Annotated in this window: 18 protein-coding genes; 3 read left to right on the top strand and 15 right to left on the bottom strand. The window is 65.3% G+C overall.

Features of this window, described 5'->3' with window-relative positions; translation table 11 throughout:
• The first annotated feature begins 16 nt into the window (after positions 1-16).
• Positions 17-454, top strand: a complete 438-nt coding sequence (locus MRX98_RS03980) for a tetratricopeptide repeat protein (RefSeq protein ID WP_246903186.1) — start codon at positions 17-19, stop codon at positions 452-454.
• A gap of 117 nt (positions 455-571) precedes the next feature.
• Here MRX98_RS03980 and glnT read toward each other — a convergent pair whose 3' ends face one another.
• The 11 genes from glnT to MRX98_RS03915 form a co-directional block, all read right to left on the bottom strand.
• The gene (gene glnT / locus MRX98_RS03975) at positions 572-1,984 is read right to left on the bottom strand and encodes a type III glutamate--ammonia ligase (RefSeq protein WP_246903185.1); all 1,413 of its coding nucleotides are present in this window, start codon (positions 1,982-1,984) and stop codon (positions 572-574) included.
• Positions 1,985-2,344: 360 nt separating this feature from the next.
• A complete protein-coding gene (locus MRX98_RS03970; RefSeq protein ID WP_246903184.1) occupies positions 2,345-4,924 on the bottom strand; it encodes an FAD-dependent oxidoreductase in 2,580 nt (859 codons plus the stop codon).
• A 19-nt stretch (positions 4,925-4,943) separates the two neighbouring features.
• Positions 4,944-6,881 (bottom strand): glutamate synthase-related protein, encoded by a 1,938-nt coding sequence (locus tag MRX98_RS03965; RefSeq protein WP_246903183.1) that lies wholly within the window; start codon positions 6,879-6,881, stop codon positions 4,944-4,946.
• Positions 6,882-6,934: 53 nt separating this feature from the next.
• On the bottom strand, positions 6,935-7,855 hold the full coding sequence (locus MRX98_RS03960; protein WP_246903182.1) for a class II glutamine amidotransferase domain-containing protein: 921 nt from the start codon (positions 7,853-7,855) through the stop codon (positions 6,935-6,937).
• A 113-nt stretch (positions 7,856-7,968) separates the two neighbouring features.
• Positions 7,969-8,583 (bottom strand): helix-turn-helix domain-containing protein, encoded by a 615-nt coding sequence (locus MRX98_RS03955; RefSeq protein ID WP_246903180.1) that lies wholly within the window; start codon positions 8,581-8,583, stop codon positions 7,969-7,971.
• A gap of 122 nt (positions 8,584-8,705) precedes the next feature.
• Positions 8,706-9,365, bottom strand: coding sequence for a sarcosine oxidase subunit gamma SoxG (locus MRX98_RS03950; RefSeq protein ID WP_246903178.1), 660 nt, complete (start codon positions 9,363-9,365; stop codon positions 8,706-8,708).
• Positions 9,366-9,421: 56 nt separating this feature from the next.
• Complete coding sequence (locus MRX98_RS21960; protein ID WP_281432188.1) at positions 9,422-12,343, bottom strand: FAD-dependent oxidoreductase; 2,922 nt, start codon at positions 12,341-12,343, stop codon at positions 9,422-9,424.
• Positions 12,344-12,359: 16 nt separating this feature from the next.
• Positions 12,360-12,617 (bottom strand): sarcosine oxidase subunit delta, encoded by a 258-nt coding sequence (locus MRX98_RS03930; RefSeq protein ID WP_246903177.1) that lies wholly within the window; start codon positions 12,615-12,617, stop codon positions 12,360-12,362.
• 49 nt (positions 12,618-12,666) lie between these two features.
• Entirely contained in the window at positions 12,667-13,896 is a 1,230-nt protein-coding gene (locus MRX98_RS03925) for an FAD-dependent oxidoreductase (RefSeq protein ID WP_246903176.1), read from the bottom strand.
• A 164-nt stretch (positions 13,897-14,060) separates the two neighbouring features.
• Positions 14,061-15,572 (bottom strand): ammonium transporter, encoded by a 1,512-nt coding sequence (locus tag MRX98_RS03920; protein WP_246903587.1) that lies wholly within the window; start codon positions 15,570-15,572, stop codon positions 14,061-14,063.
• A gap of 68 nt (positions 15,573-15,640) precedes the next feature.
• Positions 15,641-15,979: a P-II family nitrogen regulator gene (locus tag MRX98_RS03915; RefSeq protein WP_246903175.1), complete on the bottom strand. Its 339-nt coding sequence runs from the start codon at positions 15,977-15,979 to the stop codon at positions 15,641-15,643.
• A 640-nt stretch (positions 15,980-16,619) separates the two neighbouring features.
• Between MRX98_RS03915 and MRX98_RS03910 the strand changes: the two genes are divergently transcribed.
• Positions 16,620-16,805: an FmdB family zinc ribbon protein gene (locus tag MRX98_RS03910; RefSeq protein ID WP_246903174.1), complete on the top strand. Its 186-nt coding sequence runs from the start codon at positions 16,620-16,622 to the stop codon at positions 16,803-16,805.
• Positions 16,806-16,990: 185 nt separating this feature from the next.
• Complete coding sequence (locus tag MRX98_RS03905) at positions 16,991-17,791, top strand: inositol monophosphatase family protein (protein ID WP_246903173.1); 801 nt, start codon at positions 16,991-16,993, stop codon at positions 17,789-17,791.
• A 19-nt stretch (positions 17,792-17,810) separates the two neighbouring features.
• On the opposite strand, the gene MRX98_RS03900 is transcribed toward MRX98_RS03905, so the two are convergent.
• From MRX98_RS03900 to MRX98_RS03885, 4 genes are all read right to left on the bottom strand, one after another.
• Complete coding sequence (locus tag MRX98_RS03900) at positions 17,811-17,981, bottom strand: hypothetical protein (RefSeq protein ID WP_246903172.1); 171 nt, start codon at positions 17,979-17,981, stop codon at positions 17,811-17,813.
• Between the two features lie 115 nt (positions 17,982-18,096).
• Positions 18,097-19,869 (bottom strand): DnaB-like helicase C-terminal domain-containing protein, encoded by a 1,773-nt coding sequence (locus MRX98_RS03895; protein ID WP_246903171.1) that lies wholly within the window; start codon positions 19,867-19,869, stop codon positions 18,097-18,099.
• A 148-nt stretch (positions 19,870-20,017) separates the two neighbouring features.
• Positions 20,018-23,008, bottom strand: coding sequence for a DNA polymerase III subunit alpha (locus MRX98_RS03890; RefSeq protein WP_246903170.1), 2,991 nt, complete (start codon positions 23,006-23,008; stop codon positions 20,018-20,020).
• A complete protein-coding gene (locus tag MRX98_RS03885) occupies positions 23,005-24,045 on the bottom strand; it encodes a helix-turn-helix transcriptional regulator (RefSeq protein WP_246903168.1) in 1,041 nt (346 codons plus the stop codon). The genes MRX98_RS03890 and MRX98_RS03885 overlap by 4 nt, the downstream gene beginning before the upstream one ends.
• Positions 24,046-24,801 lie beyond the last annotated feature (756 nt).

Genomic DNA, 24,801 nt, shown 5'->3' with positions numbered 1-24,801 from the left:
TGCCAAACTGGGTGCCGTGACGTACCCGGACGCAACCGTCAGCGAACTGTTGAATGGGCAGTTCGTCCCTGTGCAGCTGGACCTGACCCAAGTGCCCAAGTTGGCGGATCGGTTCCAGGTGATCTGGACGCCCAACCTCAATGTGGTGGACGCCCGTGAAAGGGTGGCTTTTCACCTGGAAGGTTGGCTGTCACCCGGCGAGTTCGCCGCCATGCTTCATCTTGGTTTGGGGCATCATGCTTTGAAAAGCAAACGCCATGAGGAAGCCGCGGCCCATTTCAAAACCGTCTACGAACGTTATCCGCAAAGCGAATTCGCCCCTGAGGCGCTCTACTACCTGGCGGTGGGGAACTACATGACCTCCCATGATGCCCAGGACTTGCTGCGCGGCTGGAGCGATCTGCGCCGGCGCTATTCGAGCAGTGCATGGGCCATGCGCACGCGGGTCGTGTGATTTCGACACAAGGGCCGTTGCAATGGGCGGGCCTGCGTCTCCGCCCATTGCGCGGCATGCTTGGGATTGCCGGGTTCCCCTTCGCCGGTGGGCGTCGCGGTGCCGCTGGTTTTCCGGTCAGATGAAGGTCAGCAGGCGTTGCACTTCCCAGGGGGTTACGGTGCGCATGAATTCGCTCCATTCGGCCTTCTTGAGTCGGATGTACTCTTGGGCGATGGGGCCGAGGCCCGCCTGGACAACCGGGTCCGCCTCCAGGGCCGCGATGGCTTCCGAGAGGTTCTGGGGCAGCAGGATCATGCCCCGCTCGCGGCGCTGCCGGTGGGAGAGGTTCCATACGTTTTCGCCGATGATGGCATCGCCGGGGTCGATGCGGTTGCGGATGCCATCCAGGCCCGCCGCCATATGGGCCGCCAGCAGCAGGTAGGGATTGACCATGGCCGACGGTGATCGGTCTTCGAAGCGGTTGGGGTCCGGGCAGCGGAAGAGTTGGGTGCGGTTGTTGTCGCCGTAGGAGGCGTAGGCCGGGGTCCAGGTGTAGCCGGAGGCCGATGAATAGACGAACTCGCCGCTCTGGATGCGGCGGTAGCAGTTGATGGTGGGCGAGGCGATGGCGGTGATGGCGCCGATATGCTTGAGCAGCCCACCGATGAAATGGATGGCCGTGGAAGACAATCCGAGACCTTTGAGGTCTTCGCCGTCGCCGTTGAGGGGAAAGAGGTTGCGCCCGCTGGCGCTGTCGGCCACATGGAAGTGCAGGTGGGCGCCGGAGCCGGTCTTGTCGTCGAAGGGCTTGGCCATGAAGGTGGCCACGGCGCCGTATTTGGGGGCGATCTGGCCGGCCATCATGCGGAAACGCACCAGCTGGTCGCCGGCGTGCAGGGCGTGGGTCCAGCCGAAGTTGATTTCGTACTGGCCGTTGGCATCTTCGTGATCGCTCTGGTAAATCCCCAGGCCCATCTGGTTGCCGCAGCGGATGATCTCCTGCAGGTAGTCCATGGTCTGGCACATGCCGCGGAAGTCGTAGCACGGCTTGGCCAGGGTGTCGACGCCCAGCGGGTCCCAGGGCCGGATGCCGCCGTCGGGGGTTTTCTCCACCAGGAAGTGCTCCGGCTCGAAGCCGCCGTTGAGGGTGTAGCCGGCCTCGGCGAACCGGCCCACCATGCGCCGCAGGTTGGTGCGCACGCAGAAGGGCCAGGGTTCGTTGTCGACGAAAATGTCGCAGTTGGCCACGGCCACGTTGGGGCGCCAGGGCAGGCGGACGAAGGTGTCCAGGTCGGCGCGGGCCATCAGATCGTGGTTGTGGGGCCCCTGACCCAATCCCCAAACCGCGCCGCCGGCGAACCCGGCACCGCCGTCCACCAGGTCGTCGAAGCAATCCACCGGCACCTGCTTGACTTTCGGGCACCCATGGATGTCCACGAACTGGGCAAGGATGAATTCGATTTTCTGCGATTCGAGTGTGTGGCGGACCTGTTCACGCTTCTCGTCGTCCACCGGCGAAACGGTTTCCATGGCGAGCACTTGTGTCATTTTGAATTCCCCCGGTTAGAAAAAATTTAATCCCATGATATTCTTCTCTGGCTTACTGCAGGGGTTGTGCCACTCTCACCTTGCTGCTTGACCCCGGCATGCGCGGGTCCCTGACCGGCGAGCGACCGGGTGCTGACAGATGAAAGAAGAGGCGAAGAACTTCTTATCGTATTGAAAAGATATGTAAAATTGGTCGGCTTGCGCCGGCGCCGTGGTTCGTGGACGGCGCCGGCGCGGTTCGATCAGCAGCTCGGCGCGGATAGGAGGAAATGGGAAGGGCGACATATATGTAAAAAGTGCAGATATGTCGCCCAAAGTTGTAATAAATCGAGATGACGTCGGCGTTCCGGTCGGTGCGAATCAGAACCACTCCCGTCGGCCTTGTCCGGAGGCCAGGGGCAGTCCCAGCGCTTCGGCGGTGGTCAGGGTGATGCAGCGCATGTCTTCGGGTTCCAGGTTATGCACATCGGTCTTACCGGTGCAGCGGGCGATGATGGCCGCTTCCTGGGAGGTGCCTTTGATCCAGTGCGCCACGGCCTGTCGCAGGGGCGCTTCGTCCGAGGAATCGAAGTGGATCCCGCGGCCGTCGATGCGGCCGTCCAGCGCCAGGGCCATGGCCACGCTGAAGACGGCGGCGTTGCAGTTGAGGGCCAGCACCTTGGCGGCGTCGGTGCCCGAGCGCATGCCGCCGAAGTAGAGCAGGGCGATTTCTTCTTCCATGTTCAACTGTCGCAAAATGCGGATGGCTTCCCGGATGACGGTGAGGTCCGGATGGCCGTTCAGCTCGGCCCATGGTTGGCCGATGTCCGGCGAGCCGTCCAGCAGGAGAAAATCCAGTTGTTGGTCGATGGCGAGGGGAATTGCCGCCGCCAGGGTGCGGGCCGTGACGCGGCGGCCCAGCAACTGGCCGGGGTGGCGGCGCTCCAGCGGCACCGGGGCGGCGGCCGTGTCCGACAGGTACACCAGGCCAGCGGCTGCGGCGCTGGGGGTATCTTGCGCCCCGAGCAGTTGCAGCCAAGGCATCGGCGGCTTGCCGTCCGCTGTGCCGGCCACTAACGGCGCGCGCCCGATGTAGCCGCAGCCGGCGGCGGCCAGGCCCTCGGCCAGGGCCGCGCGCACGGGCAGGGGGGCCTCGTCGAAGCCGGTGAACAGCAGCGGGTGGTCGAGATCCAGGGTGGGCAGGTCGTCCGGCGTGAAACCCACCTCCCGCCGCCGCGTGATGCGCGTGCGGGTGCTGCAAGCTTCCCGGTAGGGGTCGATCACCAGACGGGTCAGGGCGGCCGAGAGAAAGACCACGTCGTCGATGTGGGCCGGACGCCCGGGGGGAAAGGGGTTCTCCCGCGGCTGCAGCAGGGTGCGCAGCAGCGCGTTCTGGGCGCGGGTGTCTTCGGGGTCGGTGGCGGCCATGGCCTGGATCAGGTTGCGGGCGCGGCGCGAATAGTTGGCGGTACCGGTTTCGGTGTCGCAGCGCAGGCAGCGGGCGGCCTGGCGCCGGGCCATGCCGGGGTCGAAGGGCGCTTCGCATTCGGCGTCCATGCGGCAGGCCGCCGCCGCGTCCGCGGCCGGCGGTGCTTCCCGGGCCAGGGTCTCCCAGGCCGCCTCCGGGGCCGGGGCGATGCGGCGGGAGCGATAGGCGGGCCGATAGCTTTCCGGCGCCGTGCCCTCGAGAAAGCCGCGGATGGCGAAGGCCGCCTTGTGCCCTTCGTGCATGGCCTGAACGATGGCCGAGGGCCCGCGGGCACAGTCGCCGGCGGCGAACACCTTGGCGGCCGCCGTGCGGCCGAGGGCATCGTTTGTGGGTACACGCCCTTGGGCCAGCAACCCCCGGTCGGCCAGGGTGGCGTTGCGCGCTTCGAGTCCTATGGCCGAAAGCAGCCGGTCGGCCGCGAGGGTGCGGGTTTCCTTACCGAAAACCGGCGCGAAGCAGCCCTTGTCATCGAACACCGATGTGCAGCGCCGGAACACCACGCCGCTCACCGCACCGTCGCGGGTCAGGACCTCGGCGGGCCCCCAGCCGTTGTGCAGGGTCACCCCTTCGGTCACCGCCTGTTCGATTTCGTGGGGCCAGGCCGGCATCTCCTGCCGGGACTCCAGGCAGAACAGATCCACGCTTTCGGCCCCGTGGCGCAGTGCCGCCCGGGCCATGTCCATGGCCACGTTGCCGCCGCCGACCACCACCACGGCGCCGGCCAGCCGGGGCGCATCGCCCCGTGCGACCGCTTCCATCCAGCGGATGCCGTGGACGCCGGCCGTTTCGGGCGACAGGCCCGGCACGGTCAGGGGGCGGTCGATGCTCAAGCCGATGGTCAGCAGCACCGCGTCGTGCCGGGTTTCCAAGGTCGCCAGATCGATTTGCGCGCCCAGGGCGCTGTTGTAATGCACGGTGATGCCGGGGCAGTGCGCCAGGATGCGCCGGATATCCTGCTGCAGCAGGTTCGCCGGCAGCCGGAAGGGGGGGATGGCGTTCATCATGCCTCCCAGGCGGTCGCCGGCTTCATGCAGGTGCACGGCATAGCCGGCTTCGGCCAGGTCCTGGGCGGCGGTAAGGCCGGCGGGACCGCCGCCGACGATGGCGATGGTCCGGGTGCGGGTGACCGGCACCGGCGGCAGGTGGTAGTCGGCGCCCAATCGGTCCATGGCGAACCGCTTGAGCTGCCGGATGGTCACGGCGCCATCGCTTTCGGCCCGCTTGCAGCGGGACTCGCAGGGGGCGGGGCAGACCCGTCCGCAGATGGCGCTGAAGGGGTTGGTGGCTGAAATGGCCGCCACGGCGGCTTCCAGTTCCCCGTTCCAGATCAGGGCGGCATAGCCGGGAATGTCGGTGCCCACGGGGCAGGCGGTCTGGCAGGGCGGCAGGTCCATGGGGTCCGGGGTGTCGGCCGATGCCGTTGCGGTGCAGGCGGGGGACATCCTTTTCGTGTCGCAAGATGAATCGTACATGGTGCGCATCCTCTTTGGTTCACCGGCCTTGGCCGGCGGAAGGTTCATAGGGCAGGCGGGTCATGGCCGCCGCTTCGGGGGTCAGGGCCACCAGGTCGTTGCGGTTGAGCCCACGCACATCGTCGTAGCCCAGGGCCGCGGTGATGGCCGCCAGCTGCCGGCGGATCGACTCCAGGTAGCGATGCATGGAAAGGGCCCGGCGCTCGATGTCGAAGCGGGCCACGTGGTCCGCTTTCTGGGTCGCCAGCCCCGCCACGCAGTTGCCTACGCTGCACTGCATGCAGGCGATGCAGCCGGCGGCGATCAGCATGGCGGTGCCCAACCCCACCGCGTCGGCCCCCAGGGCCAGGGCTTTTGCGGCATCGACGCCGTTCTGGATGCCCCCCATCAGCACGATGGGCAGTTGGCCCTTGGCGTCGATCTCTTCCAGGCCCTCCAGCGCTTCCATCAAGGCGGCCAGGGTCGGGATGCCCACATACTCCGCCACCTCGTTGCCGGCGGCGCCCGTGCCGCCCTGCAGGCCGTCGAGTTCCACGAAATCGAGCCCGTCCTTGAGGGCGATCTTGATGTCGTCGCGGGTGCGGCCGGCCCCCAGCTTGAGACTCACCGGCAGGCGCCAGCCCACGGCTTCGCGCAGCTCCTCGATTTTCATGATCAGGTCGTCGCCGCCCAGTACGTCGGGGTGTCGGGAAGGGGAGCGCAGGTCCATGCCGGCGGGGATGCCGCGCATGGCAGCGATTTCCGGCGTCAGTTTGGAGGCCATCAACTGGCCGCCGAGACCCGGTTTGGCGCCCTGGGAGATATAGAGCTCCAGCCCGTCGGCCCGTTTCATGTCGTGGATGTTCCAGCCGAAGCGGCCTGAGAGGCACTGGGCGATCAACTGTCGCGCCTCGGCCCGTTCGTAGGCGTACATGCCGCCTTCCCCGGTGTTCTCGGAAATGCCCGAAAGCCGGGAAGCGATGCCCAGGGCGCGCTTCATGCGGCCGCTCAGGGCGCCATAGCTCATGGGCGCGATCATCACCGGCATGCTCAGGTCCAGGGCGCGTGCGCCGTGCTTGCCGCCGATGAAGGTGCGCAAATGGACGCCGGCAATGGCCGCGGGATCGGTGCCGGCGCCGGAGAGGTCCTTGCGGAAGGCCAGGTCGGTCAGGTGGGGCACCGGCCGCGCGGCGCCGTAGCCGCGGATGCGGTAGCGGCCGATGTGTGCCTTGACCCGGTTGTCCTCCACCACCTTTTCGTTCCAGTAATCGGCGCGGCTACCGGTGAAGCGGGGGTGGGGCAGGCTGCGCAGCCGGGGTTCGGGGGTGGGGTAGGTGAGCTGCCCGCCCGCGCAGACGATCTTCTTGAATCGATCCGGCATGGGCAGTCCGTGGCGCGCCAAAAAAGTCCGGATCTCTTCCAGTTCCTCCTCCGTGGGGGCTTCCAGGCGGGCGTCGCTGCCCAGGGAGGTGACCCGGCCGCCCACGAAAATCGCGCCGCCGGCCATGTCCTCGCCCACCTTTTCGCCCGAGTCGCCCAGGATGATCATGCGCCCGCCATACATCATGTACCCGGCCATGAAACTGGAATCCCCCGCGCAGCACAGCGTCCCCTTTTTCATCACCTGCCCGGCGCGGGAGCCCATGTTGCCCTTGATGACGATCTCGCCGCCGCGCATCGCCTCGCCGGCGATGGCGCCGGCGTTGCCCCCCACCACGATGCTGCCGGCCAGCATGTTGTCGCCCACGCCCCAGCTGACGTTGTTTTGCACTTCGATGCGCGGGCCGTCGGTGAGACCGCCGCAGAAGTAGCCTGCCGAACCGCGGATGCGCACCCGGATGGGATTGGTCAGTCCGACGCACAGGTAGTGCTTGGCATCGGGGTTGAAGATCTGCACGTCCTGGTGGGCGGCGCCGTGGCCGCGGATCACCTCGTTGGCGGTGCGGATGGTCATGGTGGCTAAATCGATGGATTCCATGGGTCACAACCTTTCTATACAGGAACAGTCCTTGACGGGCGCCGATGCGCGGATCAGGCCGCCCGGCGCCACAGTCCGTAGGTCAGGGGCGCCGGCTCGCTGGTGGCCAGGGCGCGGCCCGGAAAGAGCCGATTGAGCCCCACCTCCTCGGAGGAGATGGCGATCAGGTCTTCGTCCTCGTACTTGACCATGGGTTTGGCCGCCAGCTTGTCCTTGGCGTAGCCGATGGCGTCCCGGGTGGCCACGAGATAGGAGTAGGTGCCGTCCAGCTCCTCCAGGGAGGTGCGCAGGGCCTCTTCCAGGTCGGCCCCGCGGCTCATGCGGTAGGCCAGGTAGACGGCGATCAGTTCCGTGTCGTTCTCGGTCTGGAACACCATGCCCCGCCGCTCCAGGCGCCGGCGCATGATCCAGTAGTTGGTCAACTGGCCGTTGTGCACCGTGGCGACGTCGGCGAAGCCGCAGGCCCAGAAGGGGTGCGCCGTGTCGGGGTGCACCCCCGATTCGGTGGCCAGCCGGATGTGGGCGATGCCGTGGCCGCCGTCGAATTCGTGGATGGCGTAGCGCGGCGCCAGGGCATAGGGCTGCCCCACATCCTTGATGATGTCCAGGCTGGCGCCGATGGAAACCAGGCGCACCCGGCGCTCGATGGCCCGGGTCAGAGCCAGCACATCTCCCGCGAAGCCCACCCGGACGCCGTAGGTGCAGCCCAGCACTTCGCCGTCGAGGACGGTGGCGCCCTGTGCTTCCAAGGCCGTGTGGACTGCGGCGATCTCCTTTTGCGCGTCGCCGTTTGCGTCGATGAAGAACCGCATCCGCAGTTCGCCCTCCAGCGGGGGCCGATACAAGGCCCAGCCGGCGGAATCGGGGCCGCGGTGCAGCGTGGCGTCCAGTATTTCGGTCAGCGCGCTGCCGGTGGTCATGGGGAAATGGGCCGGGCGCGCTTTTTTAAACAGCAATCCTGCAATGGCACACATGAGCGTTACCTCCAGTGGTTGAGACCCGCCGCGGCCGGCGGTGGGCGCGAAAGGCGCCGGAACCGGCGAGCGGCTATCGTATTACGGTCGCGGGCGTTGAACGGCGCGCGACGCTACTCGGAAAAGCGGGGCGAGACGATGACGGACAGGAACCGGATGGGCAGCTGGAAAAGCTCTTCCGGCCCGTGGGTGGTGTCGGCATCGAAGAACAACGAGTCTCCGGGATTCAGCCGGTAGGACTTGTCCCCATGCAGGTAGAGCATGCTGCCTTCGAGCATGTGGATGAACTCCATGCCCGGGTGCTGAAACAGGGGAAAGATCTCCGATTTTTCGGTGAGCGTGATCAGGTACGGCTCCACCGAAATGCTTTTGCCGACGGTATGTCCCAACAGCTGGTACTGGTGCCCCGCCCGGGTGCCCCGGCGTTCGATGACCAGGCCTTCGCCGGATCGAACGAAACTGGCGTTGCGCTCTTCTTCGTACTTGCGGAAGAAGGCCGTCACCGGGATGTTCAGCGCCCGGGACAGCGACCGCAGCGTCGCCAGGGAAGGGGAGGTGTTGCCGTTTTCGATTTTGGACAACATTCCCGGGGAGAGGCCGGCCAGCTTGGCCAGCTCGGCGATGGTCAGGTTCATCCGCAGGCGGAAATTGCGAATTTCCCGCCCGATGGCCAACTCCAGGGCGTTTTCCGCCGCCGCGCCGTTGGGTGTGGATGGATCCCGTTTCATCGCCGTTGCCATGGTGTCATGGGTTGCAGGGCAACCGTCGGCCCCGTTGGGTGCCGACCACATTGGTGTGTGCGTCTCGCCTATCACCATTCCCATCTTCCGTCAATGCGCCGCCCGCCGCATCATGCGGCCGCTGATTGTTCCATTGCGGCCACCCATCCGTTCCAAGCCTGCTCGCCGGCCGGCCGCAGGCCGAATTCGTCGCCCGCCGCCAACAAGGCATGGGCCATGTCGCGGGCATAGCCGCGGGCGCAATTGATCAGCAGGGCGTTGGTGCCGTCCGCGCCCGGGCCGAGATGGACCACGCGGCAGGGCACATGGGCCACCGGCCCTTGCAATACGAAGGGCCAGGGCCTTTGCGGGCGCTGGAAATCCAGGGCGGTCACCTTTTCCAGGATGCCCGTCGGATCCACGGCCACCAGGGCCAGCAGCATCGTCGCGTCGCTGACATCGGTGACGGCCTCCCCGCCGGGCGCGGGCGGCGGCGCACCGGCGATGTGCCAGGCAATCGCCTGGGTCCGGTTCAACCGGCTGCACAGCATGCCGCCGGCGAAGCGGCACTGTCCCGGCTTTTCCGGAATGGCCATGCCCCAGGGGGTGAGTGTTTCCAGGGCGGCCGATTGAAAATCCCACTTGGCGCCGTGGCTCAAGTCCACCAGCCAGGGGCCGGCGCCTTCCCCGCCATAGCGCAGCGCCACCGTCCAGTCGCCGCGCCGGGTCACCTGTTCCGGCGCCGTTGGCATCGCCACGGGTGATTTGCGTTCCATGATACGGTTTTCCATTTGCAACTCCTTCTGGCCTGCTTCCAATCAACGGGTCCGCGCAACGCTCGGCACATTCAGATCCGCATGCGCGTCCCTTCGGGATCGTAAAAGGGCATGGGCGCCACGGTGCCGTAGCGCAGCCGGCCGCCGCACCCGTCTTCGTAGATGCCCAGGCGGGTGCCGCCGCGGGCCAATTCCTCCTCCACCAGGGCCATGCCCACCGGCTCGCCCAGGGCGTGGCTGTGCCGCGCCGTGCAGACGTAGCCGCGAATGCGGCCGTTGACGACGGGGCTGCCGTCCCGCGGGGGGCCGTCGCCGGGGGTCTCCATTTTGAAGCCCACCAGTTTCAGGCGTCCCGGCTGATCCGCCGTGTCGCGCAAGGCCAGGGCGCCCACGGTTTTCGCTTCCGGTTTGGTGCGGCACCACAGAAAACCCAGGCCCAGATCGTGCAGCACGGTACGCTGCTCGGACTCCGATCCCAGGATCACGTGGCCCTTTTCCATGCGCAGGGTGTTCTGGGCCTCCAGGCCGAAAGGGGCGATCCCGAAAGGTGCGCCCGCCGCCTCGGCCATGCGCCAGGCCGTTTCCATGCAGGAGGCCGGCACATGCAGTTCGTAGGAAAGCTCGCCCACGAACCCCAGGCGCATGGCCCTGGCCGGTATGCCGCCGGCCAGGGTGAGGTCGCGGCAGGCGGCGAAGGGAAAGGCCGTGTTGGCGACATCGTCGGCGGTCATTGCTTCGAGCACCTTGCGGGCGTTGGGGCCGGCGATGTTGATGACGCCATGGGCATCGGTCAGGTTGACGATGTGGTAGTCCCAACCGTCGTAGCGGGTGTGGTAGCGGAACCACTCCACGGTTTGAGCGGCACGCCCGGTGGAGGTGGTGATGTAGAAGTCGTTGTCGCCGGTGCGGATCACCACGCCGTCGTCGATCACGCACCCGTCCTCGTTGCACATGGCCGCGTAGGTGGTCCGGAAGGGCCGGGTGCGGGCCATGTCGCCCACGTACACCCGTTGCAGCGCCTTGAGCGCGTCGGGGCCGAAAACGCGGAATTTGCCCAGGGTGGAGGCATCCAGCAGGCCCACGTTGGTGCGCACGGCCATGATTTCCGCCGCGGCGCCGGGATCGGTACCGAACCGTCGGGCCCGGAACCACTCGCCCACCCGCTCCATGCGGCCGCCGGCGGCCACCTGGGCGTCATGCATGGGGGTGCGTTTGGCCATGTCGTGGCGGCCGCCCGCATAGGCCGCGATGGGGGCCGCCACCAGGGGCGGGCGCACCGTGGTGGGCATGGGGTCGCTTGCCGGCGACGCCTGGCCGGCCGCCACCAGCAGCGGCAGGTTGTGGCCGGGAATCCCCCCCTGGCCCGGTCCGGTGCCGATGGCGGTGAAGCGCTTGATCAGTTCGGGCACGTCGAAGCCCTGGGCCATGGCCTGATGAAGATGCTTGAGGGTGCCATCCTCGTCGAAGCAAATGAAGGTCTTGGCCCCTTTGCCCGGCGCGGCCAGCCATTTGCTGCCGCGGGGCGCTCCGGGCGCGGCGGCCAGAGCCGCCTCGGCCGCGGCGATCTTGCGCTGCGGCCGGCAGCCGAGGCCCTCGGCGGCCCGCAGCCCCGCCAGGGTGCCGTCGGCGGCCAGGGCGGCGGGGTCGTGCAGCCCCCGCAAGCGACCGCAGGCCTGCATGTTGGGCGGCAGCCGGACGGGCAGGAAGAAGCCCGTCCGAGGGTCGTATTTCACCTGGCCCCCGGCCATGGTGACCAGGCCGGTCAAGGGCGTCAACCCGGCGGAGGCCACCAGCAACTCGCAGGCGATGCGTTGGCGGAAGGTGCCCGCCGGGGTTCCGAGGGTGACCGCCCGCAACCGTGACCGGCCGTGGGCTGTGTGGGCCACCCACCCCCGCCGCAGCGGGATGCCGCGCTGCTCCAGCGCCGCGATCAACAAAGGATCCTGGCCGTCCGTGCGCGCATCGGCCACGCAATGGACCGTCACGCCCTGGTCATGCAGGTCGATGGCCGCCTCCAGGCCCAGGTCGTGGGCCACGCTGAACACCGCATCGGCGGCCGGCCGGATACCGTAGGTGTGCAGCAGGCGGTGGGCGCAGCCCATCTGCATCACACCCGGCCGGTCGTTGTGGGCGAACAGCAGCGGCCGTTCGATACAACCGGTGGCGACCACCGCGCCGGCCGCGGTGATTTCGATATAGCGCAGGTCGAAAGCATCTTCGGGGCCGCCCCGCTGAAAGGCCGCCACCCGTCCGTCGGGGTAGGCACCCACCACCGGCGCGTCCGTGAACACCCGGATGTTGTCCCGCGCGCGCACTTGATCGGCCAACGCCGCCGCCCATTGATGCAGGGGCTTGCCTTGCGCGTCGGCGCGCACCCGGTAGTCGCAAAAGCCGCCCAGGCGCGGCCGGGCCTCCAGCAGGGCGACCCGCAGGCCCTCCTCAGCGGCGGCCAGGGCCGCGCTCAGGCCCGCCGGGCCCCCGCCCACCACGCACACATCGACATTGGGATAGATCGCATCGCAGCGCTGATCGAAGCGCGCCTCGGGGTGCAGGACGCCCAGGCCGGCCGCCCGGCGGATTCCCTTGACGGCCCGAGGCCACAACCACGACGGCTTGTGCAGGGTCTTATAGAAAAAGCCGGCCGGCATGGCGAAGGCCAGGTGATCCAGCCCCCCCAGCAGGTCCCATTTGAGGGAGCCCATCACATTTTGGGGTTCCACCCGCATGCCTTCGCGCGCCGGGGTCAGTTCCGCGTTGAGATTGGGCATGCCGTCGATGGTCATCATGGCGTTGCTGCATTCGCCGTCCAGGCTGTACAGGCCCCGGGGGCGGTGGTATTTGAGGCTGCGGCCGAAAATGCGTTCGCCGCTGCCGTAGAGCAGGGTCGCCACTGTGTCCCCGGCGCAACCGGCCAGGGTGCGTCCATTGAATCGCAGCGTGATGGGTTGACGCGCTGCGATGCGCAGTGTCGGTAGATGTTTCAGCCGTTCCATCGTTGGTTTCCTTTTTTTAGAGCGTGTCCACCGTGGGCACTTCACAGTTGGTGACGGTATCGCGGCAGACGCGGAACCAGGTGCCGCAGCCATCCTTGTGGCACCACCACTCCCGCTGCACGCCGGCCACGTTGCGGTTCAGGTGGGCGTAGGCCAGCCACAACGCCGTCGTCGCCCCTTCTTCCGCCGGCCGCGGTCCCTTGTCCTCGCCCCCGAAACGGAACTCGTATCCGCTGCGGGGTCCGCAGATCGGGCAATTCAAGTTGAGCGCCATTGCATGTCCCTTTCCATTGGTTGCCATCGCCCGGCCATCACGGTCCGGGTCAGTTGTCCGCGCTGTAGTTGACCAGCGCCGCCGTTTCGCCCATCAGGCGATGGGCGGCGAAGCGCCCCGGATCGAAGGGCGCCAGGATTTCGGGGCAGGTGCCAGTGGTCATGTATTGGGCCATGTACTTGCCGGCCGCCGCACAGGATTTGAAGCCGAAGTAGCCCCAGCCGCAATCCTGGTAGTAGCCCTGCACGGGGTCGTTACCGCTCATGATGGGCGCCATGTCCGGCGTCATGTCCGCCAGGCCCGCCCAGGTGCGCATGAACTTGACCCCCTGCAGGCAGGGCAGCAGATCGGTCAACGCTTCGGCCTGGTGCTTGATGTAGTAGGCCGAGGTGCCTGTGGTGTAGTTGGGCCAGCGGTCCATGTGGGCGCCGGTGGCGATCTCGCCCTTGAGGGTCTGATTGGCGTAGATGTGATAGCCGCCGGAGGAGATCACGTGGTCCAGCAGCGGTTTGAGCGGCTGGGTGACCATGGCCTGGATGGTCAGCACGCTGATGGGCAGCCGGATGTCCAGCAAGTGATCGGCCAGGGCGGCGGCATAGGCGCCGGCGGCATTGAGCACCCGCGGGGTGGCGATGCGGCCCCGGCTGGTTTGCACGGCGGCGACCTTGCCCCGTTGCACTTCGATGCCGGTCACCGCCGTGTCCTGGTGGATGTGCACGCCCCGCGCCGAGGCGCCCTTGGCCAGACCCCAGACCACCGCGTCGTGGCGCACGATGCCCCCCGGCGGATGAAACATGCCGCCGAAGATGGGATATTTGGGGCGATCGGTGATGTCCAGGGCCGGAATCAGCGCCTTGCACTCCGCCGGCGTCAACAGCCGGCTGTCCACGCCGTGAAACTGGGCCGTGGCCGTTTGCAGGCGCATCGCCTTGAGGGCCGCTTCACTGTGGGCCAGGTTGAGGTTGCCGCAGTTGTAGAACATCAGGTTGAAATCCAGTTCGCGGGTCAACCGGGGCCACATGTCCAGGGCCTCCTTGTACAGCGGAACGTTTTCCGATGTCCGCTGGTTGGCCCGCACGATGGCCGTGTTGCGACCGGCGCCGCCGTAGCCGATGTAGCGTTTCTCGATGACGGCCACATCCTGCATGCCGTGGCGGCTGGCCAGGAAATAGGCGGCCGCCAGGCCGTGCAGTCCGCCGCCGATCACCACGGCGTCGTAGGCCGGTTTCAGCGGCGCGCTGCGCCATAGCCGTTTGGGTTGTGTGCTTCGTTTCAACATGGGTGCCTCACCCCGGGAGCCATTAAAGTCGATAAAAGTGCATACTGGGAAACTAAATTTCATTAAAAGAAACACAAGTCAACAGAAATCTGCCACCCCCGGCAAAAAAACAAGGCCGGGTGCCGGGCGCCCTGCGGCGCCCGGCATGTCGCATGGATCAGGCCTTAAGCGTGGGGATCGATCTGGAATCCGCTGTAGGCCTCGTTGCCGTGCTCCAGGATGTCCAGGCCGGCGACCTCTTCTTCCGCGGAGACCCGCAGGCCGATGGTGTACTTGATGCCCAGGAACAGTGCCATGCCGGTGCCGAAGGCCCAGGCAAAGCCCGTTGCCACGCCGATGGCCTGGGCGGCCAGAACGGTGAGGCTGAAGGACTCCACGCCGAAGAAGGCGTAGGCCATGGTGCCCCAGGCCCCGCAAACGCCGTGCACGCTGATGGCGCCCACCGGGTCGTCGATTTTGAACACCCGCTCCAGGAAGAGGACGCTCAACACCACCAGGATGCCGCCGCCCAGACCGATGCAGAACGCCCCGGTGGGGCCCACGACATCCACGGAGGTGCAGATGGCCACCAGTCCGGCCAGAAAGCCATTGACCGTCATGCCCACGTCGGGTTTGCGGGCCACCAGCCAGATGGTGGCCACGGCGCCCAACGCGCCGGCGGCGGCGGCGATGTTGGTCATCACGGCGATGCGCGCCAACATACCGTCGAAGGTGGTGGTGCTGCCCGGGTTGAACCCGAACCAGCCCAGCCAGAGAATGAACCCGCCGAGCACCGCGAAGGGCAGGCTGTGGCCCGGAATGGCGCGGGGGCGGCCCTTGGCGTCGAATTTGCCGATGCGCGGGCCGAGCACCAGGGTGCCGGCCAGAGCCAGCCAACCGCCGATGGAGTGCACCACCGTGGAGCCGGCGAAATCGTAGAAGCCGACCCCCAGAACGCTTTCCAGCCAACCCTCGCCATCGAGCAGGCTACCCCAGGCCCAACCGCCGAAGGTCGGATAGATAAAGGCGCAAATGACGACGGAGTAGATGATGTAGCTGTGAAACTTGGTGCGTTCGGCCATGCCGCCGGAGACGATGGTGGCGGTGGTGGCGGCGAAGACGCACTGGAACAGCCAGAACGGGAAACCCCACTGGGTCGCCGTGGTCTCGCCCAACCAGAACAGGTTCACCTCCGGCCCGGCGAACATCAGGTGAAAGCCCACGGCCAGGAAGGCCATGGTACCGATGGAAAAATCCATGATGTTCTTCATGCAGATGTTCACTGCGTTTTTGGCTCGGGTGAAACCGGCCTCCAGCAGCGCGAACCCCGCCTGCATGAAGAAGACCAGGAAGGCGGCGATGCATGTCCAGAGCACATCGCCGCGATACTGCATGATTTCCAGGTCCGACAGGTAGCGCACGATGGAGACGGCGCGCACCTCGCCGTCCACCAGCACTTCGATCTCCTCTTCCAGGGGCGAAGTCTCGTCCCGGTAGGCGGCCGAAAGCGGCAATTCGGCGCGGATCTGCGCCTGGGTCTTGCCGCGCAACAGCGACGGGTCCATGGATTCAAGGGCTTTTTCCAGGGCCGGATCGGCGGCCATGGCCGGCCCGGCCAGGGCGAGGATCACGCAAAACAGTAAAAGACAAGGGGCGCCGAACCCGTGTAACGATTCATGCAAGGCTTTCCAACGCATCTTCACAGCTCATCTCCTTTGTGCGACCAGTGGTCATCAGCATGGTGTCCATGGGCGAACACCGTCGGTTAGAGGGCGCTCGGCCCGGATTCCCCTGTGCGGACACGCACGGCGTTTTCGATGGGCAGGACGAACAGCTTGCCGTCGCCCACCTTGCCGGTGCGGGCCACCTCGGTGATCGTCTCCAGCGTCCGCTCCAGCATGGCGTCTTCAACAACGAGGTCGATTTTGACTTTGGGGATGAATTCCACATTGTATTCCGTCCCGCGGTAGATTTCCTTATGGCCTCTCTGGCGGCCATAACCTCTGACCTCATTGATGGTCATGCCCTTGACGCCGATGGCGTCGAGGGCGTTCTTGATCTCCTCGATCTTGAAGGGTTTGATAATGGCTTCGATTTTTTTCATCTCCCACGCTCCTTAAATATGTTTGTTCATTAGGCAATAAAGTTTCCTGCCAAGAAAGCAACGGCTGTGCCAACGGTCTGTACCCCGGCGTAGCTCTTTGGAAAGCAACTGAAATTGCAATGTATAGTGAAAAATCGCACCCTGTTTGACGACCGGCGGGACCGGCGCCGGTGACATCCACTCCGGACAAATTTGTGGCGTCGCAACCGACGGATCAGGGCCGGGGGCTCGGCGGGGTATCGGTGACCTTGTCCGAAAAGCAAAAACTTGAGCCCCATACCGGGTGGCAGCGGCAGTGTTCCAGGGGTGTGCAGGCGCGGAAAAGAAGGCGCGAAGGAAAAAATCACGGAAATGGAACACGATCTATTAAAAATTACATATATGTATTATCGTATGCTGCGGTTTTGCACAGTGGTTGCCATCGCAGGGAGGCCGGGTCGACGTCCCCTTTGGCGCCGGGGATACAGGAGGGCGCGCTTAATAAACGGCTTCACCACCGATGCATCGGCGGTGTCGGAAATCAAATGTGGGCGACAGAGCGATTGTCGGACCGAATTGATGTTGACAGACGGCCCGTCACGCTCTAAATTAGCGCAGCTGTAAGCGCCAACTTATTGATCTATTTCAGGAGTATCCGATCATGCCGGTATATGAATTCGAGTGCAAATGCGGTCACGTTTTCGAAGATTTGGTGCCCATGGGCACCGAAAACCATCCATGCCCTGTCTGCAAGGGCAAAAAGGCGAAAAAAATCATGAGTACCTGCACCTTCGAGCTCAAAGGGGGTGGATGGTACGCCGATGGTTATGCGTCCACCAGGAAATAGGGGGCTCGCCCATTCCTCGGCCGCTTTTGCCGTTTATGAACACCCATGAAAGCCCACGGGCGCATGCTCGTTCCCATTCGCGCCCATGGGCTATCCGTGTATACGCCGCCCCATTTTTGCCTTTGTTTGCTGCCCGTCCTTTTTTGTTGTTCCCGTCCCCATCACCCACATAACAGGGAGGATTCATGGCACCTTCAGCCCCCGTGCCGGACATCGAGGAATTGAACACCTTTGCACTGAATACGATCAAGGCCATGGGCGACCAGGCTTTGCGGTTTTACGGCAAGGGACGCAAACGGCCCCCCTTCGACCAGGATTTGGTCACGCAGGCCGAATTGCAACTTGCCGGGGCCTTTCAGGATTGCGTTGTGGATCGTTTCGCGGGTCACCAAATCTTCGGTCAGGACATCGTGGACGAAGGCTACAGCCACGAGGGCAAACGCTATCTGTGGATTTTCGATCCGTTGGACGGGGTGGACAATTTCCAGACCGGCATCCCCATCTGGGGCATGTCCCTTGCCTTGTACGAAAACCACTGGCCGGTGCTGGGGATGTTTTACATGCCGGCCACCGGGGATCTGTTCCGGGGGGTGGCGGGGCAGCAGGCCTTCTGGAACGACAGCCCCATTCGAATTGCCGATCGGGGCGATTTGGACCAGGAGAGTCTGGTGCTCACCTATTCCCGCTTTCACCAGAATTACCAGGTTCGCTTTCCAGGCAAAATCAGAGGGATGGGAAGTACCGGGGCCCATGCCTGTTACGTGGCCATGGGCAGGGCGGATGTGGCCTTCATGGCCCATGAGTCGTTTCAGGATTTGGCGGCCGTGCGCGTCATCGTGGAGTCGGCCGGTGGCAAGTTGTTCAAGATCGACGGGTCACCGTTTTTCCTGGGGGACTATATCGACGGGCAGAAGATCGATGAGCCGGTGATGATGACTGCCCCAGCCAATACGGCATCGGTGCTGGAGTGTTTGCGGCGCGTTTAGGAGGAAGGGTTCGCGGGGGTCACTTTTTTTTCTTTTTGGCCGTGGCCACCTTGTTCTCCCGCCGGTAAAACAGCGCGCAGACCGCCAGGATGGCGCTGTAGATCATGCAGATAAGCCACAGTTCATCCGCCGTACGGCGTTCGGCCAGATAGAAGATCCACGTTAAAAATGCAAACAGTTTGGGGCTCATGCCGCACGCGTCCGTCGCCGTCGATTGAAGACCTTGTCGGGGGCGCACCTGTTGCACCCCACACTCTTATCGGACGCGCGGGCCGAATCTTTAATCCGCAATGGTGTGCCAGGGGCTATTGCTCGCGGAAACGCCAGTAGGGGTAATCGAGCACATAATCGGTTATCCGGCCGGGACTGGCTTCGCGACTGGCCACCACCCACAAGGTGCTTTTGCGTTGGTTGTCGGCCACGGGGGCCAGCGGATCCCAATCGGGCATGAGGACCATGGCGTTGTCGGCACTGTATTCGATGTCCCCCGACTCCTTGAAAGAGCTCAGGTCGGGGGTTTCGCCGTAGCCGCCGCCCTTGCCGCGGGACAGTTCGCTGATCACCAGAAAGCAGACCTGCTGCTCGTCGCGGATGGCCTCCAGCTGGCGCAGCCAGGAGTCGATCCCGGTGCGCCGTTCGGTCAAATCCTTGAAGGGCAGTTTGTGCAGGCTGTCTACAACCACCAGTATGTCGTCCGCGCGGGTTTCGTGCTTGATGAAGTCGATGTGGCGGCGCATGGTGTCCGGGGTCAGGCGGCGATCATTGACCACCCGGAAACGGGTCAGCAGGGATGCGAACTGCTCCCGTGCCTGCCGCAGCCGCTCCTGCTCCGGTGGATCCATGGCGCCGCTGCGGATCTGCTTTTCGCTGACATCGCTGAGGCGGACCAGGGTGCGCAGGTAGATCTTCTGGCGGCCGTTTTCAAAGTCGTAGTAAATCACCGGCACCTTGCGTCGCGCCACCTCGGAAGAGATCTGCATGAAAAAGCAGGATTTGCCTGCTTTGGGCGGTCCCCCCAGGATGTTGATGCCCCGCAATCCTTCCAAATGACGGTCCATCTTTTCGAATCCGGTCTGAATGCCCATCAACGCTTTGCCCTTTTCCTTTTCCAGGAACTCAATGAATTGGCGCTGCTCTTTTTCGGGTGAGCTGAAGGGCGAAAAGGCTTTGGATTGCTGGATCATGCGTTGAACGGTCTTGGCGGTGTCCATGGCCGGATAGGCGGCCACCTTGGACAGATGGGCGCCTCGCTTGAAGGTGGGCGGCCAGGCGAGGATGCGCGCCTTGAATCCCAGGCGCACGGCCAGTTCCCGGGCGGACTGACGGGCTTCGGGGGTGTTGGAAACCAGCAGAAAAATGTGTTCGATGCGGGCCAGGCGTTCGGCTTTCAGGATGTCCAGGTCAGCGCCGTCGGGCACCGCAATGGCCGGATAACCCAACGATTTGAGAATCAGCAGATTCACTTCGCCGTCGGTGATGAACAAAGCGCCGTGTTCCGCGCGCTCGATTTCGCCGGCGTTGTATACGGCCGCCTCCCCTTTGAAAAAAAGTTCGTTGCCGTGCCAGAAATGGTCCTGCTCCCGGCCGGGCAGCAGGCAGTGGGCCGCGTAGGCGAAACCGTTCTCCTGGATATAGGGAAACACCATATAGCGGCCGTTGAACCCGATGCGCATCTGCTGGAGGACTTCGGCGGAGATGCCCAGGCGGGTAAAGTACTCTTTTTGGGCATCGCCCAGGAGAGAAGTGAATTGATCCAGTTCGGCGCCCAAGTGCCGGGCCGGGAACTGCATCCCCAGGGCGTAGGTGTCGGCATCCGGGTCGAATCCCGGCACCTGCGCGCCGTCGATGCCCATGAGGCGCGCGAAGTGGGCATGGAAACCGCCGGGAACGCAATGGGCGCTGCAACGAAAGTAGCCCCGCAAATAACTTTCAGGATTCAGCAGGACCGTCATCTGGCCGGGTTTGGCTTGTTGGGATCGCCGGCAGAGGGGGCAGGGGGCGACCAGGTGGTGGCCTTTGCGGCGTGCTTCGGGCAGCCATGTTTCATAGAAGGTTTCAATCGCTTTGAAAGGGATCATGATGCCGTTGTGCCTCCTTGGCGGGGTCGGGCGTTGAATGTCCCGTTCACTATGGGCCGGAATGGGATTGAAATCAAGAGCTGTCGGCGCGCCGCGCGCTTTGCGGCGGCAAACGACGACGGTGCTGCGCAGCGGCCATGGTAGGGCGTCACAGCGGACGGGCGGCCGAGACGGTGAGGGTGGCCGCGCCCCAGTTGTCTTCCACCAGACCTTGCAGCAGGTAGGGGCGGCCGTGGTCGAGCAGGTGGCAGAAGCGCTCGTAGGCCCGTGGAAAGAAGGTGGTTTCCACGATGCCGGTGTCGTCCTCGAAGGTGAGGAACTCCATGGGGTCGCCCCGCTTGGTGTGCACCACTTTGCCGGTGATCAACCACCCGGCGAAGGCCACCCGGCGCCCCACCTGTTGCGGCAGATCCCGGGCGGAGACGGCGCCGGCCCGGCGGGCCGCGTCGGCGTAAAGGGTCATGGGGTGACAATCGCGCAGAAAACCGAGCACCTTGAATTCCCGGCGCAGGCGTTCCAGGGGCGGATCGGGGGGCAGGTCGGGGGGCGCGAGGGTCGTGGGCGCCTCGGCGAACAGGGGCAGGGTGCCGCCGGCCGTGCGGCGGCCGGCCTGCCATCGGGCCAGGGCCCAGATCAGTTGGGGGCGTGTCCAGCCCGGTGCCAGGGCGTCCAGGGCGCCGCAGAGGATCAAGGCGCGGGCCTCGGCTTCGTCGGGGCGCACCCGTTCGAGAAAGTCGGCGGGATCGCGAAACGGTCGCCGCTCCCGCTGGGCCACGATGCGGCGGGCCGTCTCGCGGGCCAGACCTTTGACGGCCATCAGGCCCACTTGCAGGCAGTCGCGGCCGCCGGTCCAGCGGATACGGCTGCGGGCGGCATCGGGTCCTTGGAGGGTGACGCCCAGGCGCCGGGCCTCGGAGACATAGGCGAAGGTGCTGTAGAAGCCGCCCTGGTTGCTGATCACCGCCGCCATGAAGGCGGCGGGAAAGTGGGCCTTGAGATAGGCGGCCTGGAAGGAGACCCGGGCGTAGGAGGCGCTGTGGGGCTTGCAGAAAGAGTAGCCCGAGAAGCTCATCATCATCTGCCACACCTGTTCGACACATTCCGGCGGCACGCCGCGGCGCCGGGCGCCTTCGGCGAATTGCTGCCGGTAGTCTTCCAGGCGGCGGTGGCGGTCTTTTTTGGCCATCACCTTGCGCAGGCCGTCGGCATCCACATCGCTGAAACCGGCCAGGGCCACGGCGGCTCGGGACACATCCTCCTGGTAGACCATGATGCCCAGGGTTTCGTTGAGCACATCGTCCAGCAAGGGGTGAAGCGGTTCCCAACCGCCGCCGTGCAGGCGCCGGATGTACTCCTGGATGCAGTCGTTGGCCGCCGGGCGGATGATGCTGGAGTGGATCACCAGGTGTTCGAAATCGCCCTTGCCCGCTTTTTGCTGCAACAGCCGCATGGCGGGGCTTTCGATGTAAAAACAACCCATGGTGCGGCCGTGGGCCACCAGCGCCCGGGTGGCCGGATCCGCTTCGGGTTCCCAGCGGGTCTCATCGAAGGGGGTGCCGTCACGGTGCAGGTTGTGGATGGCGTCGCGGATCACGGCGAGGCTGCGGTTGCCCAAAAGGTCGATCTTCACCAGGCCGGCGGTTTCCGTATCGTCCTTGTCCCACTGGATCATGGGCACCCCCTTGGGGGCGGTCTCCACCGGCACGTAGTCGTGGATCGGTCGGGGCGTGATCACGATGCCGCCGGGGTGGACGGCCAAATGGCGCGGTGTGCCGATCAAGCGTTGAGCCAGGGACAAAATTTGCGGCCAGGGCGGATCGAACTCCAGGGCCTTGGCCTCGGGGCGCCGGCGCAGGTCGGCCAGCAGGTCGCCCGTGCCGTCCTGCAGGCGCCAGAACCATGGCAGGCGGCGGGTGACCCGGCCGATTTCGGCCTCGGTCAGGCCGAACACCTTGGCGGTTTCCCGCACTGCCATGCGCGGCTGGAACAGGATGTGGCTGGAGACCATGGCGGCCCGCGTGCCGAATTGGTCCAGAACGCCCTGGATCACGCCGTCCCGTTCGTCCCAGGCGAAGTCCACGTCGATGTCGGGCGGGTCTTTGCGGCCGGGATTGAGAAAACGGCCGAAATAGAGGTTGTGCTTGACCGGGCACACGTTGGTGATGCCCAGACTGTAGGCCACCAGGGAGGCGGCCCCCGATCCCCGGCCGCAGGTGCGCGGGCTGCGGCGCACGATGTCGCGGACCACCAGGAAGTAGGCGGCGAAGCGCATGCGGCCGATGATGGCCAATTCATGCTCCAGGCGGTCCACCACCGGTTCGGTCAAATCGCGGCCGTAACGCCGGCGGGCGCCGGCGTAGGCGGCCCGGCGCAGGGCCTGTTCGGCCGCCTGATCGTCGGCGTCCGCCCAGGGGGGCATCACCAGCCCGAAATCAGGACCGCTGAAAGCGATGCGTTCGGCGATGGTATGGGTGTTGGCGATGGCTTCGGTGCAGGCGGCAAAACGCGCCGCATAACCTTGGGGACTGTCCAGCCAGGCGTTGGGCGGCGCCACCTGGTCCGGGGGCAGCCTTTCCAGGGTGGTGTTGAGGGCGATGGCCCGCAGCAGGCGGTGGTCGGCATGGCCCTCCGGATCCAGGAAAAAGGTGCCCGGCGTGGCCACCAGGGGCGTCCCCGACTCACGGGCGGTCCGGCGCAGGGGATGGGTGGGGGCCAGGGGTGCGCGGGGCATGGCGGCGGCCACCGTGACGCCGGCGGCGTGCCAGCGCAGCAGCAGTTGCGGATCGCTGGTGAGCACCACCAATCCGTCGGCATGGGCGGGCAATTCGGCGGCCAAATCGAAGTCGACGGCGGTGTGGCGCCGGGTGAGCAGGCGGCACAGCCGGGGGTAGCCTTGGGCGTCGGCCACCAGGCAGACGGCCCGGTGGGGACGGCGGGGGTCGGTGAGTTCGGCGCCCACGATGGGGGTCAGCCCCTCCTGGCGGCAAGCGGCCAAAAAGGGCCACAGCCCATACAGGTTGTCCGTATCCGTGAGGGCCAGGCGGGTGTATCCCAGGCGGCGGGCCCGGCGGCACAACTGCGTTACCGGGGTGGTGCCCCATCCAAGGGAGTGGTGCGATCGGAGGGTCAGGGGGATCATGGGCGGTCGTGGGGTGGCGGTCGGTCGGTGATGGCCGTTTGCGACGCCGGGGGCGCGGTCGCCGCATAGCGTTCCAGCATCTGTTGCGCTTCGCGGCGCACGGCGGCCCGCAGGGTCTCGGGTGCGAGCACTGTGGCCGCGGCGCCCCAGCGCAGCACCCAGAATTTGATTTCGTCCAGGCCCGCCACCTCGGCGTCGAAGATCAGCCCGCCGTCCGGCGCGGGCGTCAAGGTTTGGGTGGGGTGCCAGATTCTTTCGCGGATATAGCCTGCCACGGACGGCTCGAAACGGATGCGCACCCGCACCGGGTCGCCTTGGAACACGCCGAAGCTGCCCTGCATGAAGGCTTGGGCGTCGAAATCGGCGGGCGGTTCGAAGCGGCTTTGCAACACCTCCAACCGTTCGATGCGGTCCACGGCGAAGAGCCGCACCGTTCGGCGCAGGTCGCAATGGCCGATCAGATAGAAAGTGTCGTCGTGGAACCACACCGTGTAGGGCGCCACCCGCCGCTGGGTCATGCTTTGGCGGTGCATGCTCCAGTAGGACAGCTGCAGATGGTGCTGGGACTGGACCGCCGCCTGCACCTGCTCCAGGGTCTCCTTGAACCGGCGATAGGGCTTGTGGGCCCGCGGTCCCACCGCCAGGCGTCGTGAGAGGGCCTCCAGATAGTCGATATAGGCCGGCGGCAGGGTGGCCTTGACCTTGTCGAAGAGGGAGGAGAGGGCGTCGAACAGGGCGGTGCCTTCGAGCACCTTGAGCATGTTGCGGCTGAAATAGAGGGCCATCAGCTCCGTCAAATCCAGGGGCAGGGGCATCTGGTGCCGCTGGGCATCGATCAGGGACCAGCGGGTCTTGCCGCCTTCCTGCTCGGTGTAGAGCGGAAAGCCGGCCATTTGCAGCGCCTCCAGGTCGCGATAGACCGTGCGCGAGTGACAGTCCAGGGCGTCGGAAAGTTCGGCGGCCGATTTGCCGTGGGGGGATGCAATCAAGGCATGGATGATGCGCCACTGGCGGGTGAGTTGATCTCCTCGGGCCATGAACACCTCTGTTGGATGATGGATGCGGCCTACCTGAATATATGGCGTTATATAAGCCGTCGTTGGGTGCGTTGTCAAAAATGGCCGCCTTATCAGCATTTGTTGCTGGAAGCGGTTGGTTTGGAAGTGGTTGTTTGAAAGCATCTGTTTGAAAGCATCTGTTTGAAAAAGGTTTTCTGAAAGCACTGGTTATGGAGCGATAGCTGTGGTGCATTGAACGACCGCCGGCGGGTGGGTCGGGGGAGCGCTGGGTGCTGCGCGTTTTGGCGCCAAGGGGCCGTAATGGGGTGGGCTCCGGGCGGCCCGCAAACTCGCTGCGCTCAAACAAGTGCGGGCCGAACGCCCTGCGCCCACCCCATAACGGCCCCTACACGCCTGCACGCATTGCAGCACCCAGCGCTCCCCCGACCCACCCGCCTCCGTGCGAGAACGGGCGATGTCGCTATTGCGGATACACGCATTCGATTACAGGGTGCCGGACGAACCAGGGACCGGTGACCGATGGTTAATGCTCCTGTAGGGGCACGGCATGCCGTGCCCTTGCGAGATGCTGGGGGGCTTCCAGGGCACGGCATGCCGTGCCCCTATCGGGGGGTGGAAGGCACGATGCGCGCAAGGACCCATCCGCTCGTTTATTCCCAACTACATATAATCGATAGAATACATTAACTTAAAACTTAACACATAAAACTTAAAACTGCCCGCCAGGGCTTAAACTCAACCAACCCTGCCAAACGGTGACACGGCGTCATTGGA

The sequence above is a fragment of the Desulfatitalea alkaliphila genome (genome assembly GCF_022968795.1).
Classification (GTDB): Bacteria; Desulfobacterota; Desulfobacteria; order Desulfobacterales; family Desulfosarcinaceae; genus Desulfatitalea; species Desulfatitalea alkaliphila.
Note: the sequence above shows the minus strand (reverse complement) of the source record. Positions and strands in the feature narration are given on the sequence as shown.